This is a genomic window from Candidatus Dadabacteria bacterium (assembly GCA_009837205.1).
In the GTDB taxonomy this organism is placed as follows: Bacteria; Desulfobacterota_D; UBA1144; order Nemesobacterales; family Nemesobacteraceae; genus Nemesobacter.
In genome coordinates, this window is record VXTZ01000014.1 from 40,414 (window position 1) to 57,333 (window position 16,920).

Below are 16,920 nucleotides of genomic sequence, written 5' to 3' on the forward strand. Positions count from 1 at the left end.
ATGACTATAAGTCCCAAAAGATTCACCCGCACGGAAAGAAGACTCCCCGCAACAAGAAGCAAAAATCAAATAGCCACAATACAGAGGATGCTTGAGAGAAAATCCTCTCTTTACGCAGACAAGATTGCGTATTCCATAAGAAAAGATGATCTATCCGTAAGTTCTTTCACCTTCAGCGAAGTTTTCACTCTTTTCACCCAGTTCTCAGCGCATCTCATCTCTCTAGGTCTTAAGAGAAGGGAACATGTGGCAATAGTGGGGGAGAACAGTCCACAGTGGGCGATTTCCTACTTTGCGGTAATCTGGGCAGGCGCCATAGCCGTCCCACTTGACGCAAGGTCAAGAACAGAACACATAAAACAGGTGCTCGCGCTCTCAGATTCAAGGTTTCTCATCGCCTCTGCGGGGTTTACGGAAGCTTTGAGTAACACGGGGGCAGTCGAGCACATAATACAAATGGATGAGGCTATTGAGGTTCGGTCACACACCGAAAAAACCGTGCCCGCGGAAAAACTAGAACCCGAGGAGATAGCCGATATAGTTTTTACCTCGGGAACAACGGGCAACCCCAAAGGCGTAATGCTCTCCCACGCGAGCATAATGTCAAACCTGGAGACACTATACAGCGCCTTTCCCATAACAGTGGAAGACACGGCTTTTTCCATACTGCCCATTCACCACGTATATGAAAGAATAGGTGGAATACTGCTGTCCTTTTACTGTGGACAAAGGGTGTTTTTCTCAAGAAGCATAAAACCGAGGGAAATGCTCTCCGACCTTAAAGTCGCAAGGCCAACCGTATGGCTTAACACCCCCTTGATACTCGAGAGACTGCTTCAGAGAATCGAACAGAACAAGGCAAAGAATTTCCTCACAAGAGCCCTCCCCCCCAAGTTTTTCGGGAAAATGGCAAAAAAACGTCTGGGTCTTGACCGCCTCAGAATTATAGTAAGCGGCGGAGCCGCCCTCTCGGAACCGGCTTCCGAGGGACTTGAAAAATACGAATTTCCCCTCTTGCAGGGATACGGAATGAGTGAAACGGCTGCGGTTATATCCGCAAATCCCTTTTCGAAACCGAAGAACGCAAGCGGCGGCATGGTGCTTGAGAACTGCGAGGTCGAAATAAGAGATGTAGACTCCGAGGGAATCGGGGAAATATGCGTTAGGGGCTCGAACATAATGAACGGCTACTACAAAAACCCCGGTGCGACGAAAGAGGTCCTCTCGGATGACGGCTGGCTTAGAACCGGTGACCTCGGTTATTTTGATCACGAAGGTTACCTCTACATAACGGGAAGAAAAAAATCGGTTATCGTAACTAAGGGAGGAAAAAATATTTCTCCCGAGGAAATCGAGGAAAAGCTCACCCCGCTTGAAACGGTTGAAGAAGCGATTGTATTCAGCCCGGATGATGAAAGGATACAGGCCGTGATATTTCCAGAGGCGGAGGGAATTTCCAAAAAGCTAGGACAGCCCCCGCAACACGGAGACGATCAGAGAATCTGGGATATCCTTAAAGGCGAGATAAGTGAACTTAACCGCCGGCTTGAGCCCCACAAAAGAATCAGTCATTTTGCAGTTGCCACAGAAGAATTACCAAAAACGACTACAAGAAAAGTAAAAAGATACCTCTTCAGAGACATGGACATATCCAAGACAACAAAGTTCATCCAGCCCCCGGAGGACAAATGAAGAATAAAGAATCTCTGCAGTTTGCCTTGGATCACGGCCTTACCGAAAGCGAATACGAAAAGATAGTCGAGACCTTGGACAGAGAGCCAAACTTAACAGAAGTTGGAATTCTCGGAGCTATGTGGTCTGAACACTGCTCCTATAAAAGTTCCAAGGTGCACCTTAGAAAATTTCCCACAAAGGGAAAACAGGTTATACAGGGTCCCGGAGAAAACGCCGGAGTAGTGGATATAGGGAACGGCGACTGCGTCGTTTTTAAAATGGAAAGTCACAACCATCCTTCCTTCATAGAACCTTATCAAGGCGCCGCGACTGGAGTCGGGGGAATACTCCGGGATATATTCACCATGGGAGCAAGACCCGTGGCGCTTTTAAACTCTCTTCGATTCGGAAATCCACATCTTCAGAAAACAAAATTTCTGGTTGAGGGGGTCGTATCGGGAATAGCCGGCTATGGAAACTGCATGGGTATTCCCACTATAGGAGGAGAGATATATTTTGATGATTGCTACAATGGAAATCCTCTGGTAAACGCCTTTGCCCTCGGGGTCACCAAAAAAGATAATGTTTTCCGTGGATATGCGTCGGGCGAGGGAAACCCCGTAATATATGTCGGATCAAAGACTGGAAGAGATGGAATACAGGGAGCCATCATGGCATCGGACACCTTTACTGAGGAAACCGAAGAAAAAAGGCCCGCGGTACAGGTGGGAGACCCGTTTACGGAAAAACTTCTTCTTGAAGCCTGTTTGGAGCTGTTTAAGACTGACTGTGTTGTCGGCATACAGGATATGGGAGCCGCAGGACTTACATCCTCTTCAACAGAGATGGCTGATCGTGCAGGAACCGGGCTTGAGATTGAAATTGGCAGAGTTCCCAGGCGAGAAGAAAGAATGACTCCTTATGAAGTGATGCTTTCTGAATCGCAGGAGAGAATGCTTGTAGTCTTGGAAAAGGGCAAGGAAGATACAGCCCGAGATATTTTCAGGAAGTGGAACCTTGATTTTTCGATTATCGGCAAGGTGACCGATTCGGGAAGATTGACGATTGTAGAAGAAGAAACCACAGTTGCGGATCTGCCCGTAAATCTCATAACCTCGGGCGCACCGACTTATAAAAGACCCGTAAAAAAACCCGGCTACCTGAAAGAAATAAAGAGGCTGGATTCGGAGAATTTCCCTGAACCTGAAGATATTCAGAGAGTTTTTCTCGAAATTCTGTCTTCGCCGACCGTATCGAGCAAGAGATGGGTTTACGAGCAGTATGACCACATGGTAAGAACCGACACCGTTTTGGGACCAGGAGCGGATTCCGCGATAATAAGGCTCAAGGGAACTCAGAAAGGAATCGCAATGACGTCTAATGTTAATTCTAGATATTGTTATCTAAGTCCTCGTGAAGGAAGTAAAATAGCTGTCGCCGAAAGTGTCAGAAATCTGGCCTGCTGTGGTGCCTCTCCCCTTGCAATCACCGACTGTCTTAATTTTGGAAATCCTGAAAATCCCGAGATAATGTGGCAGTTCTCAGAAAGCGTTGAAGGCATGTCGGAAGCCGCGAGAACGTTCAATACGCCGGTTGTAAGCGGCAACGTCAGTCTTTACAACGAAACCGAGGGTGTCGCAATATTCCCTACTCCGACTGTGGCAATGGTGGGCCTTATAGAAGATATCGCCAAAACCGTCACTTCTTGGTTTCAAGATCCTGGAGATCTAGTGATACTGCTCGGAGGAACCATAGAAGAAGATATAGGAGGAAGTGAGTACCTCAAGATCCAACACGGCTTGATTGACGGGAAACCACCTTCAATTGACCTTGATAAAGAGAAAAAGCTTGCCGAAATGTTGATTGCATGCGCTTCTCAAAGTATACTTAAATCGGCGCATGATATATCTGAGGGCGGCTTTGCTGTAGCGCTCGCGGAATGCTGCTTTAGTCCAGACGGCACAAGGGGGGTCGTGGTAAAAGCACCCGACATAAATGAAAACTCTCTTAGGGGCGATCTGTTTCTTTTCTCCGAAACGCAATCCAGAGTAATAGCTAGCATAAGCGAGACCAATTGGGAAAGAATAAAAGAGATGGCGAGCAATTACGGCGTTCACGCGCTGCGTGCCGGAGTAGTCATTGATAACGATAGGTTCTGCGTTGAAGATTTAATCGACATGAAAATCTCAGCAGTTCACGATGCATGGTCTATGGGCTTTCAGAGGGGTCTTTCGGTCTCAGAGGGGTGAAAATGGCAAAGCTACGCGAAGAGTGCGGAGTCTTTGGAATATATGATCATCCAGCCGCTGCCAACTTTACCTATCTCGGCCTCTACTCCCTCCAACACAGAGGTCAGGAAAGCGCTGGCATAGTGTCAACCGACGGGGAGAAGCTTTACTCTCACCGAGAGATGGGGCTCGTAACCGAAGTTTTTGATGAAGAGTCCATATTGAAGCTTAAAGGCACTACCGCAATCGGCCACGTAAGGTATTCCACAACAGGCTCAAGCAACAATAAGAATACCCAGCCTCTGATTATGAATTACGAAAAAGGAGAGCTAGCGGTCGGACACAATGGCAATCTCACAAATGCGAGAGTGCTGAGACACAAGCTTGAGAAAGAAGGTTCCATATTCCAGTCAACAACAGATACCGAGGTAATCGTACATCTCATAGCGAGATCAAAGGAAAAAACCTTCCTGGGAAGAATCATCGAAGCCCTTACCGAATGCAAAGGAGCTTATTGTCTTTTATTTCTTACCCCCAAAGGGCTAGTAGCTGCACGTGATCCCCACGGATTCAGGCCCCTTGTTCTCGGAAAGATTGATAATTCTTACGTTGTGGCCTCCGAGTCATGTGCTTTTGAACTAATAGGAGCCGATTATATAAGGGAAGTAGCCCCAGGGGAAATAATATTCATAGATGAGAAAGGAATCAGGTCATTTGATCCGCTTCCGAAAAACCAGCACAAAAACTGCGTGTTTGAAAACATATATTTCTCGAGACCCGATTCGTTTGTCCAAGGAAAAAACATCTATCAGATGAGGAAAAACATGGGGAAACAACTCGCAATTGAATCTCCTGCCGACGCAGACATCGTCGTGGCCGTACCAGATTCGGGAACGCCGGCAGCCATGGGATACGCCGAGCAGTTGGGAATCCCCTTTGAAACCGGCTTCCTGCGGAGTCACTATATCGGAAGAACCTTTATTGAACCTCAACAATCAATAAGAAATTTCGGAGTGAAACTGAAACTCAGCGTGATAAAAGAGGTCATAAACGGAAAAAAGATAGTAGTGGTTGACGACTCCATAGTTAGAGGGACAACCAGCAGAAAAATTGTCAAGATGATACGCGATGCCGGAGCCAAGGAAGTTCACATGAGAATAAGTTCACCTCCGATGAAGTTCTCATGCTACTACGGCATAGATACTCCTCTCAAAGAAGAACTCATAGCGCATTCTCTTGAAGTAGAAAAGATAAAGGACTACATAACTTCCGATACTCTGGGATACTTAAGCAGGGAGGGGGTAGCAAAAGCGGTCACCAACGGTGACAAGTCCTTTAATGGAAAATCAAACTACTGTTTTGCGTGTTTTGACGGAAATTATCCGGTGGAAATAACAGACGAGAAAGTGTCGCATCAACAAATGGACCTTTTTTAGTCCTATCGGACCGTATTAAAATCAAGGGTTCCGGCTATATAGCCGAGAGTTTCCCGAGAATCTCTTCAAGCTTTTTCTTGTGGTTTTGAAATTCATCCAGTTTCCCCTTTTCTTTTTCCACAACGTCTTCGGGAGCACGTTTGATGAAATCCCTGTTCGCAAGTTTACCTTCGGTTTTTTTAAGTTCCTGCGAAACTTTTGCCAAATCCTTATTCAGTCTGGAAATTTCCTTCTCAAGATCAAGCAGGTTCTCAACCGGCATAATTATCTCTACCCCCGAAACAACTTCCGAGACTGTTTTACCCTGAATCTCCTCTCCGCAAACAACGCAATCTCCAAGAGAAGCCATACCCAGGATAATCTCAAGGTTCTGCCTTAAAACATCCCCTACCTCGCTGCTTTCGGAATTAAGGTGGATTGAGACCTTCTCCGAGGGATGAATTCCCATAATGGCACGCAGGTTTCTTATTCCAGTTACAACACTTTTTACAAGCTCAATCTGCCCCGACTCCTCTTTAAATATCTCGCTTTCGTTCGGTTTTGGATACTGGGCTTCAAGAATGCTCTTTGAATCAAGACCCTCTCCTCTAGGAAGATCGACTCCCTTTTCCCTGAATATTCGGAATATTTCCTCCGTAATATAGGGCGTAAAAGGATGGAGCGCCCTCAGGGAGCGTACCAGGACCCGCACGAGTACATTGAGAATGGTTTTTTTAGATTCGTTATCGTCTCCATAAAGCGAAAACTTGGATATTTCAAGATACCAATCGCAGTAATCATCCCATATAAAGTGATAAAGGGCTTGGGAAGCCTTGTCGAATTCGTAGTTTTCAATGAATTCTTCAACTTCGCCGAGGGTAAAGTTGAGCCTGCTGAGAATCCATCGGTCAGGAACACTTAGACAAGAGTTCTCGAGATCGGAGTCGTGAATCATCTCCGGTTCAAGGTTCATAAACACAAATCTGGTAGCATTCCATATCTTGTTCATGAAGTTCCTGTATCCCTCGATAACAGGAAAGGTAAGCTTTATATCCCTTCCCTGGGCAGCAAGCGCCGCGAGCGAGAAACGAAGCGCGTCGGCACCGTATTTTTCGATCACGTCGATAGGATCAATTACATTGCCCGTCGTCTTGCTCATCTTGCGACCTTTTGCGTCCCTTATAAGGCCATGCACATAAACATCCCTGAAAGGCACATCTTTCATGAACTTAAGTCCCAGCATTATCATTCTCGCGACCCAGAAGAAAATAATGTCAAATCCGGTAACCAGGCACGAGGTCGGATAGTAATGCCTGAGCGCTTCGGTCTCCGCTGGCCATCCAAGGGTGGAAAAAGGCCAGAGCCCGGAAGAAAACCACGTATCCAGCACATCCGGATCCCTAACGAGTTTGACCTCTTCACCATAATGCTTCTTTGCAGAAGCGGCAGCTTCGCGCTCATTCACGGCAACGAAAACTTCCCCGTCAGGTCCGTACCATGCGGGTATTCGGTGACCCCACCAAAGCTGTCTCGAGATACACCAAGGCTCTATATTTCTCATCCACTCAAAGTAAGTGTTTTCCCAGAACTCCGGATAAAAACGTATTTCACCTCGTTCTACGTATGAAATGGCTTCAGCGGCAAGTTCTTTTGTGTTTACGTACCACTGGTCAGTCAACCAAGGTTCTACGACCACCCCGGAGCGGTCGCCGTAGGGAACCGTGTGGGTGGTTTGCTCAACCTTTACCAGAAAACCCCCTTCCTCAAGGTCCTGGATTACGGCTTTTCTAGCCTCAAATCTTTCAAGTCCCAGGTATTTTTCGGGGACATCACCTCTTACGTGTGCCCGCTCATCAAGAATGTTTAATATATCAAGATCGTTACGTTTTCCGACTTCAAAATCGTTAAAATCATGTCCCGGAGTTATCTTTACGGCTCCCGTACCCTTCTCTGGGTCGCTGTACTCATCAGCTATTACCGGGATCTTCCTTCCAACAAGAGGCAAAACAGCATTTCTGCCCACTAAATCGGCGTATCTCGGGTCTTCAGGATGAACTGCGACTGCAGTATCTCCAAGCATGGTCTCAGGACGTGTTGTAGCTACAGTAACGAACAGGCCATCATCTCCCTCTATCGGATATCTTATATACCAGTAGTTCCCTTGAGTCTCTCTCTGCTCCACTTCCAGATCCGATATGGCCGTACGGAGCTTGGGATCCCAGTTGACAAGCCTTTTGTCCTTGTAAATAAGTCCTTGAGAGTAAAGATCGACAAAAACTTCTCTCACCGCTTCTGAAAGTCCCTCATCAAGGGTGAACCGCTCCATTTCCCAGTCGGGAAGCGCTCCGAGTCTTTTTAACTGTTCTGTTATTCGGTTGCCGGAGTTCTCTTTCCATTGCCAAATTCGTTCAAGGAATTTTTCCCTGCCCAAATCGTTTTTCGTGCGTCCTTCGGAGGCAAGATCTTTTTCAACCATCATCTGGGTAGCAATACCCGCGTGGTCGGTCCCTGGAACCCAGAGAACATCGAAATTATTCATTCTCTTGTACCTGACGAGAATGTCCTGAATGGTGTTGTTAAGAGCGTGGCCTATGTGCAACGATCCCGTTACGTTGGGTGGGGGGATGACAATTGAGAAAACCTCAGCCGAGTCTTTTATTTCGGATTTGTGAAGTCCCGATGAGATCCAGAAATCATAAACTCTCCGTTCAACCTCGGCAGGGTTGTAGCTTTTCTCCATGGCTACTGATCAAAAGAAAGAATAGACCGCAGGGGAAATATTAGCTTTCCAGCAATACGTCTTCGCTTTTCTCTTCGACTTCCGGTACGGGTACAGGTATTTCCGGTGCCTCGGTCTCTATGCTTATATCCCTGTACATGGGAAGGCCGGTGCCAGCCGGAATCAACCTGCCCACGATAACGTTTTCCTTGAGTCCTCTGAGATCGTCCTCCCTACCCTCGCAGGAGGCCTCGGTAAGAACCCTAGTGGTTTCCTGAAAAGATGCGGCGGAAAGCCAGCTGCGAGTGCTAAGCGAGGCGCGGGTTATACCCAGAAGAAGCGGCTCGGCCGCTGCCGGGGTTCCGCCTTCTTCGACGACCTTCTCATTTTCTTCAAAGAAAACATTTTTCTCTATAGCCTCGCCGACAAGCATGGTGGTGTCACCTGGGTCTTTTATCTTCACCCTTTTTAGCATCTGCTTGACTATAACCTCGATATGCTTGTCGTTAATCTTCACACCCTGAAGTCTGTAGACTTCCTGAATTTCGTTAACCATGTAGTTGGCGAGTTCTTTTTCTCCCATGATATTCAGAATGTCATGGGGATTAACCGCACCGTCGACAAGCTGGTCACCGGAAGAGACGAATTCCCCTTCCCTGACCAAGATATGTTTTCCCCTGGGAACAGTATATTCTTTAGGCTCTCCCATCTCTGGAGTTACCACAACCCTCTTCTTCCCCTTTAGATCTTTTCCGTAAGATATAAGTCCGTCGATTTCGCTTACAACGGCCGGATCTTTGGGCACTCTGGCTTCAAAAAGCTCGGCAACTCTGGGAAGACCTCCGGTAATGTCTTTTGTCTTCGAGGTCGCTCTCGGAATCTTGGCAAGCACATCCCCCGCCTCTATGCTATCTTTGTCGCCGACTTCTATTATAGCGCCTACAGGAAGCGAGTAAGGCACCTTCTTATCTTTCGGCAAGGAATCGATTTCCAGAGATTCCAAATCCTCTGTTCTCACCTCGACATCCAGAGTGGGATGCATTTCCAGATCCTTGGTCTCAACCACCACCCTCATGAGAACACCCGTGACTTCATCGACCTGTTCCTTGTACGTAACTCCGGCTTCAAGGTCCCTGAACTTTACAGCACCCGGAACTTCTGAAATTATTGGGGTCGTGTAAGGGTCCCATTCAGCGAGTATTTTTCCTTTCTTTACTTTGTCCCCTTCCTTCACGTTAAGTCTGGCCCCGAGCACAACGGGATATTTTTCCCTTTCATATCCCTTGCTGTCCTCAATTGAAAGGACGCCGCTTCTGCTGATAACAACCAATTTGTTACCACGTCCCTTGACGGCTTTTATGTTCTTAAATCTGACTATCCCCTCGTGCTGATTCTCAAGGGTGCTCTCGGCTGCTCTCTGGCTCGCGGCACCACCTATATGAAACGTTCTCATGGTAAGCTGAGTTCCGGGTTCCCCGATTGACTGGGCCGCGACAATACCTATGGCTTCGCCCATGTTCACAAGCTTTCCAGTGGAAAGGTTCCTTCCATAGCAGAGTCTGCAGACACCGCTTCTGGTTTCACAGGTAAGAACGGAACGGATACTCACCTCGCTTATGCCCGCTTCGTCCATCTTAGCAACCGCGGTCTCATCAACTTCCTCGTTTGCGTGAACAATCACCTCTCCAGTCTGGGGATCTTCTATATCTTCAAGCACCACCCTTCCAAGCACCCTCTCCCCTACTTTTTCAATTATTTCTCCACCTTCCACCAGATCACTGACTTTAATTCCCTCTATGGTGGCGCAGTCAAGTTCGGTAATCATTACGTCCTGAGCGGCATCAATCAGCCTTCGCGTCAGGTAACCGGCATTTGCTGTTTTTAGTGCCGTATCCGCAAGCCCCTTCCTCGCACCATGGGTAGAAATAAAATACTGGAGCACCGATAACCCCTCACGGAAATTGGATGTGATAGGAGTTTCTATTATTTCTCCCGAAGGCTTCGCCATAAGCCCCCTCATACCCGCAAGCTGCCTTACCTGCGTCTGGCTCCCTCTCGCCCCAGAATCAATCATCATATATATTGGGTTCGAACTCGGTCCCGCAACTGTAGTGTTTTTGCCCGTCTGGACTTCCTCTGAAGAAATCTTTCTCATCATTGCCTGAGCGACTTCATCGCTTGTTTTTGCCCAGATATCTATTACCTTGTTGTACCTCTCTCCGTCGGTTATAAGCCCTTGGGAATACTGGTTCTGCACTTTCATAACTTCCTCTTGGGCATTTTCCAACAGATCCTTCTTTGATTCAGGAATAATCATGTCCGTGATCGAAATAGAAGCTCCGGACTTCGTCGAATACTTGAATCCTAGAGTCCTCAGGCTGTCAGCCAGCAAAACCGTGCTTTTGCCGCCGGTTTTCCTGAAACACTCATCCACAAGAGCTTCTATAGCCCTTTTAGTCATTGGCTTGTTGATAAGTTCAAAGGAAACACCGTCGGGAATAACCTCGTACATCAACACTCTTCCGACTGTCGTCAGATAGCTCTTCCCGTCAATCCTCACTGTTACGCTATCATGCAAACCGATCTTCCCCAGTTCATACGCAAAAACCACCTCACGCACTGAAAAAACACGGCCCGGCTCGGAACTTTTATCCGAAGCCGTATCCCTTGTGAGGTAGTAAAGCCCCAGAACTATATCCTGAGTGGGAAGTATTATCGGCTTTCCGTGCGCGGGAGAAAGAATATTGTTCGTCGACATAACAAGCGAGCGGCATTCGGTCTGGGCCTCAATTGAGAGTGGAACATGAACCGCCATCTGGTCGCCGTCAAAATCCGCGTTGTAGGCAGGGCATACAAGAGGATGAAGCTGAATGGCTTTATCTTCAATAAGCACCGGTTCGAAAGCCTGTATGCTAAGACGATGAAGAGTCGGGGCTCTGTTAAGAAGCACCGGATGCTCTTTTATCACTTCGTCAAGAGCGTCCCACACCACCGGAGCTTCGCTGTCAAGCAGCTTCTTCGCTATCTTTATCGTTGCCGCCTCACCCCATCTTTCAAGCTTCTGGTAAATAAAGGGCCTGAAAAGTTCAAGTGCCATCTGCTTGGGGATTCCGCATTGGTGAAGACGCAGATCGGGACCTACGGTAATCACCGACCGACCTGAGTAATCAACTCTTTTCCCCAGAAGGTTTTGTCTGAATCTGCCTTGTTTACCTTTTATTATGTCACTCAGACTCTTAAGTGGTCTGTGGTTGTGACCCAAAACCGGTCTTCCCCTTCTCCCGTTCTCCAAAAGTGCGTCGACAGACTCCTGCAGCATCCTCTTTTCATTCCTGACTATTATGTCCGGAGCACCGAGCTCAAGGAGTTTTCTCAGCCTGTTGTTTCTGTTAATCACTCTTCTGTAGAGATCGTTAAGATCAGAAGCGGCAAACCGCCCTCCATCAAGAGGAACAAGGGGTCTGAGATCAGGTGGCAGAACAGGAATAGTGGTCAGGATCATCCATTCCGGACGATTTTTGGACTTGCGAAACGCTTCACATATTCTCAGTCTTTTTGCAATACGGGCTTTTTTGATTGGAGACTTGGTCTCTTTCATACTCGTCCTGAGTTCCTGAGAAAGCTCGTTTAAATCTATGGTTTTCAGCATTTCTCGTACCGACTCGGCCCCCATGCCGACGACAAATTCGGAACCGAAGCGCTCGCGCTCGGCTCTGTACTCATCTTCGGTTATTACCTGGGCAAACTTGAGGTCGGAAATTCCCGGATCCATAACTATGTAAGCCTCGAAATAAAGCACTCTCTCCAAGTCTTTCAAAGTCATGTCAAGGAGCATTCCTATTCTGCTGGGAATGCTGCGAAGAAGCCATATGTGTGCAACGGGAGAAGCGAGTTCTATATGACCCATTCTCTCCCTTCTTACTTTAGAGGAAATTACTTCCACGCCGCATTTCTCACAAGTTACTCCTCTGTGCTTAAGTCTTTTGTATTTTCCGCAGGTGCATTCGTAATCTTTCACGGGCCCGAATATTTTGGCACAGAAAAGACCGTTTCTCTCGGGTTTGAATGTCCTGTAGTTTATAGTTTCAGGTTTTTTTATTTCTCCGTTTGACCATGACCTGATTTTTTCCGGAGAAGCTATGGAAATTTTTATGGTCGAGTAATCAGAAGGGTTTTTCGGCTTTTCAAAAAGCGTGTCTATATCCATGGTATGATTCCCTCCAAATTAATATTTCGGAAGCGGTTCAATTTCCACTTCCTCTTCAATAAGATCCACATCAAGTCCCAACGCCTGCAGTTCCTTGCGCAACACTTTGAAAGATTCAGGGAGACCTGGTTCAAAATTCATATCACCTCTTACGATCGAGTCGAATATTCTCGTCCGTCCCGCTACGTCGTCTGATTTTATGGTGACAAATTCCTGAAGGGTGTAGGCGGCCCCGTAGGCTTCAAGCGCCCAGACCTCCATTTCTCCAAGTCTCTGTCCACCGAAGTGGGCCTTCCCGCCAAGGGGCTGCTGCGTTACTAGGGAATAAGGCCCGATTGCCCTCGCATGAATTTTCTCTTCAACAAGGTGATGGAGCTTTAACATGTACATTATCCCAACGCACACTTTCTGATCAAAAGGTTCACCGGTCTGACCATCAAAAAGAATAGTCTTTCCATCTTCGTCGATGCCGGCAAGCTCCTGGATACGCGCAATTTCAGTCTCGTGGGCACCGTCAAAGACCGGGGATTTTACCGGCACTCCGTCTTCAAGCTCTCTTACCAACTTTACAAGACCCTCTCTGTCCAGCGACTCTACAAGCTCCCGTGTCTGCGAAGAATCCGAGTATATTTCCAGAAGCTTCTTTCTTAGGGCTTCGTCGCTAAATTCCTGTTCGATATACTCATTAAGCTGCCTTCCCAGTTCTCTGCCGCCCCACCCCAGATGGGTCTCCAGTATCTGGCCAACGTTCATCCTTGAAGGCACGCCGAGCGGGTTAAGAACCATGTCAACCGGCCTCCCGTCGGAGAGATAAGGCATATCTTCCTGCGGAAGTATTTTCGATACGACACCCTTGTTGCCATGCCGTCCCGCCATTTTGTCACCAACCTGAAGCTTCCTTTTAACCGCAATGCGGACCTTAACCACTCTCAGAACCCCGGGAGGCAACTCATCGGGCTTTTTCAATTTTTCTATGCGCTGCTCATAAGTAGCGGTCACGTAATCAATGCGTTTGAGAACTCTGCCAATTATTCCAGTCAGTTCTTCACCCGCTTCGGGAAGGTTCTTTATCCTAACATCAACAAGCTTTTCTAAGGGAATAGCATCAAGAATCTCTTCAGTAATTTCCTGTCCGCTTTTAAGAATGGTTTTTCTGTTAACCGTTATTTTGGAAAGCGAAGTTTTGCCGAGAACAATATGCTTTACTCTGTCAACCGCATCCCGCCTGAGAATACTTACCTCGTTCTCTTTCTCTTCCATCAATTTTGAGATTTCTTGGTTCTCAATGTCTTTACTTCTCTCGTCCTTATCCACGGAGCGGGACACAAGAGTTTCAACATCTATCACGGTACCGTATACCCCGGAAGAAACCTTGAGGGAGGAATCCTTGACATCCCCGGCCTTATCTCCGAAGATCGCCCTTAAGAGCCTCTCTTCCGGAGAAAGCTGAGTTTCGGCTTTTGGAGAAATTTTTCCAACCAGTATGTCTCCAGGCTCAACCTCGGCACCTATCATTATTATTCCGCTTTCATCCAGATACCTAAGGGACTCTTCGGACACATTAGGTATATCTCTGGTTATATCTTCTCTTCCGAGTTTCGTCTCCCTTGCCGTACACTCAAACTCCTCAATATGAATTGAGGTGAATGCATCGTCCTTTACAACCCTCTCGGATATCAAGATTGCGTCTTCAAAGTTGTATCCTCCCCATGGCATAAAGGCGACAACCATATTCTGTCCGAGCGCCAGTTCGCCACGGTCCGTCGAACACCCATCCGCTATTACCTGTCCTTTCCTCACCCGCTGCCCTTGGCAAACTATAGGCGTCTGATTCCAGCAGGAACTCTGGTTTGAGCGGTGGAACTTTATCAAGTTGTAGATATCCACCCCACCTTCGCGACTTCTTTCCGTGGATTTAACCACAATCCTAACCGCATCTACGGACTCCACTACGCCATCTCTGCGTGCGACGACCGTAACCCCGGAGTCCTTGGCCACCTTGCTTTCAAAACCTGTCCCCACAAGCGGCGAGGCACTCTTTATGAGTGGCACGGCCTGGCGCTGCATATTAGAACCCATAAGGGCCCTGTTCGCGTCATCATGCTCAAGAAAGGGAATAAGAGAAGCCGAAACCGAAACAAGCTGCGAAGGGGACACGTCCATAAACTCAACCTCCTCCCTCTCAACCATCATAAATTCGCCATTTCCCCTGGCGGAGACAAAAGGTAGTTTGAAAGACCCGTCCTCTTCAAGGGGGGCGTTTGCCTGAGCTACAATGTAATCCTCTTCCATAAGCGCATTCATATAAATTATTTCGTCCGTAACACGCCCGTCCTTCACTTTCCTGTAAGGAGTCCGGATAAATCCGGATTCATCTATCTTCGCATAAGTGCTCAAGCTGGATATAAGTCCGATATTAGGACCTTCCGGAGTTTCTATAGGACATATTCTCCCATAATGGGAAGAGTGAACATCTCTTACCTCGAACCCCGCCCTCTCTCTGGTAAGACCGCCCGGACCAAGTGCGCTCAGCCTTCTTTTATGAGTTATTTCCGACAGAGGGTTGGTCTGATCCATGAACTGGGAAAGCTGACCCGTGGTGAAAAACTCCTTGAGAACCGATGTAACGGTTTTCGGAACCAGTACTTCATTAGGCATGAGGTTTTCTATGGTCTGGTATCCCATTTTTTCCTTCACAAACCGTGCAAGCCTCTCAAGGCCGTGATAAAAACGGTCCTCTATAAGTTCCCCAACGGTTCTTACCCTTCGGTTGCCGAGATGGTCTATGTCGTCGGTAGATCCCCTGCCACCTTTCAAATCAAGCAGGTATTTCACGGTCAGAAGGATATCTTCTCTGTCCAAAGTAAGATGATCATCGCTCACGCCCTTCCTCTTGAGCTTATAGTTGATTTTGATCCGACCCACTTTCGAGAGTCTGTATGCATCCTGGGTGAAGAACATGTTTTCAAAGAAAGTCCGCGCGACTTCATCGGAAGGAGGGTCCGTCGGCCTGAATTTCTTGTATATCTCCGTTATGGCTTCCTCACATGAATCCACCTTATCGGAAAGAAGTGTGGTCCGAAGAGAACTCACGAACAGGGTCTTGTCTATGTAGTAGACTCTGAGGGTTTTTTTACCGACTCTGCGGAGTTCGTCGAGTTTCTCTTCCGTTATTTCCTCATTGAAATCTAGTATTACTTCCCCAGTTTCGGGGTCGGAGACCACTTCGGCCGAGGGTTTTTCCATTATCTCTTCATCTGAAACAGGTATGGAACTCATGCCAACTTCTTCGAATCTTGAAAGAAGATTTTTCAGCCTTCTTCCCTTTCTACCTATAAGGTCACCTGTTTCCGGATGGTTTATATCCACAGTCACTTTCTGATAGGAAATTATTTCGGTGGTCTTTTCTTTCTTAAAACCCTCCGCTCCCACCTCGAAAACTTCCGCGGTTACTTCTTTTCGAAGTTCTTCCGGTTCTATATGGAAAGTCTCCACGGGATAGAAAAAATCCATTATCTGCTGCTCATCATAACCCATGGCCTTGAGAAGAACGGTGACGTGGAATTTTTTCTTTCTGTCTATGCGCACATGGAGCATGTCTTTCAGATCATATTCAAAATCAAGCCAGCGACCGTTTTGAGGAACGATTCTCGCTATAAAAGATCCTTCCTTTCCGGACAGCTGGTTCTTGCTTTTGTCCCGATCAAAAAACACTCCGGGAGATCTGTGGAGCTGGTTTACGATTACTCTTTCGGTTCCGTTTACTATAAAAGAACCGCTGGGGGTCATAAGCTGTACTTCCCCAAAGTATATCTCTTGCTCTTTAATGTCGCGGAACTGTCTCTCGGTATCTTTCTGTCCTTTTTCACCTTCAGGAATGTCCCAAATTATAAGACGGAAAGTTACATAAAGAGGAGCAGTGTAGGTATAGCCCTTAAGCCTGCATTCGGCGAAATCATACTTGGGTTCGTCCAGCCTGTAGCTGAGATATTCCAAAGAAGCCTTGCCATTATAATCCTCAAGAGGAAAAACAGCCTTGAAGGCTCCATGAAGGCCGGTGTCCGAACGCTCATCTGGAGGAACATCGGCCTGCAGAAAATCTTCGTACGATTTTATCTGTACATCAAGCAGGTGGGGGATATCCAGAACCTGGGGGATCTTCGAAAAATCTTTCCTTAATTCCTGAGACTCTATATTCTCTATGGTCAACGCGCACCCCCTCGTTTTTTAATTTAAGTGAAAATAACCGAAGAAAATTATGGTCAGTTAACTTCAACGGTTGCCCCGGCGTCTTCAAGCTTTTTCTTGATGTCTGCAGCCTCATCCTTGCTAACTCCCTCTTTTACAGGTTTGGGAGCTCCTTCAACAAGCTCCTTGGATTCCTTGAGTCCAAGACCCGCAATTTCCCTTACTGCTTTTATGACCTGTATTTTCTTGTCTCCGAAAGAACTGAGAATTACACTAAACTCAGTTTTCTCTTCGGCCGCAGGAGCGGCTTCGGCACCGGCAGCAGTGGCAACAGCGACTTGTGGCGCAGCGGCCTGAACACCGAACTTTTCCTTTATTTCCTCTATCAGTTCGGAGATCTCAAGCATGCTAGCTTGTTCAAGATAGGTGACAACGTCTGTTCTACTAATATCGGGCATTTTATTCCTCCTTGATAAAACAGTTCTACAG

The 16,920-nt window shown here is 47.2% G+C and carries 7 protein-coding genes; 3 read left to right on the plus strand and 4 right to left on the minus strand.

Annotation, left to right across the window (positions count from 1 at the left end; translation table 11 throughout):
* The 3 genes from F4Z13_02695 to F4Z13_02705 are packed head-to-tail and all read left to right on the plus strand — an operon-like array spanning position 1 to position 5,338.
* On the plus strand, positions 1-1,692 hold the full coding sequence (locus F4Z13_02695; GenBank protein MXZ48154.1) for a long-chain fatty acid--CoA ligase: 1,692 nt from the start codon (positions 1-3) through the stop codon (positions 1,690-1,692).
* The gene (purL, locus tag F4Z13_02700; GenBank protein MXZ48155.1) at positions 1,689-3,923 is read left to right on the plus strand and encodes a phosphoribosylformylglycinamidine synthase subunit PurL; all 2,235 of its coding nucleotides are present in this window, start codon (positions 1,689-1,691) and stop codon (positions 3,921-3,923) included. The genes F4Z13_02695 and purL overlap by 4 nt, the downstream gene beginning before the upstream one ends.
* Positions 3,920-5,338, plus strand: coding sequence for an amidophosphoribosyltransferase (locus F4Z13_02705; protein ID MXZ48156.1), 1,419 nt, complete (start codon positions 3,920-3,922; stop codon positions 5,336-5,338). The genes purL and F4Z13_02705 overlap by 4 nt, the downstream gene beginning before the upstream one ends.
* Positions 5,339-5,372: 34 nt before the next feature.
* On the opposite strand, the gene F4Z13_02710 is transcribed toward F4Z13_02705, so the two are convergent.
* Genes F4Z13_02710 through F4Z13_02725 form a run of 4 tightly spaced genes read right to left on the minus strand, consistent with a single transcriptional unit; the run spans position 5,373 to position 16,889 of the window.
* Positions 5,373-8,057 (minus strand): valine--tRNA ligase, encoded by a 2,685-nt coding sequence (locus tag F4Z13_02710; GenBank protein MXZ48157.1) that lies wholly within the window; start codon positions 8,055-8,057, stop codon positions 5,373-5,375.
* A 40-nt stretch (positions 8,058-8,097) separates the two neighbouring features.
* Positions 8,098-12,243, minus strand: a complete 4,146-nt coding sequence (gene rpoC, locus F4Z13_02715) for a DNA-directed RNA polymerase subunit beta' (protein MXZ48158.1) — start codon at positions 12,241-12,243, stop codon at positions 8,098-8,100.
* Between the two features lie 18 nt (positions 12,244-12,261).
* On the minus strand, positions 12,262-16,452 hold the full coding sequence (gene rpoB, locus F4Z13_02720; protein ID MXZ48159.1) for a DNA-directed RNA polymerase subunit beta: 4,191 nt from the start codon (positions 16,450-16,452) through the stop codon (positions 12,262-12,264).
* Between the two features lie 53 nt (positions 16,453-16,505).
* Entirely contained in the window at positions 16,506-16,889 is a 384-nt protein-coding gene (locus F4Z13_02725) for a 50S ribosomal protein L7/L12 (GenBank protein MXZ48160.1), read from the minus strand.
* Positions 16,890-16,920: the final 31 nt, after the last annotated feature.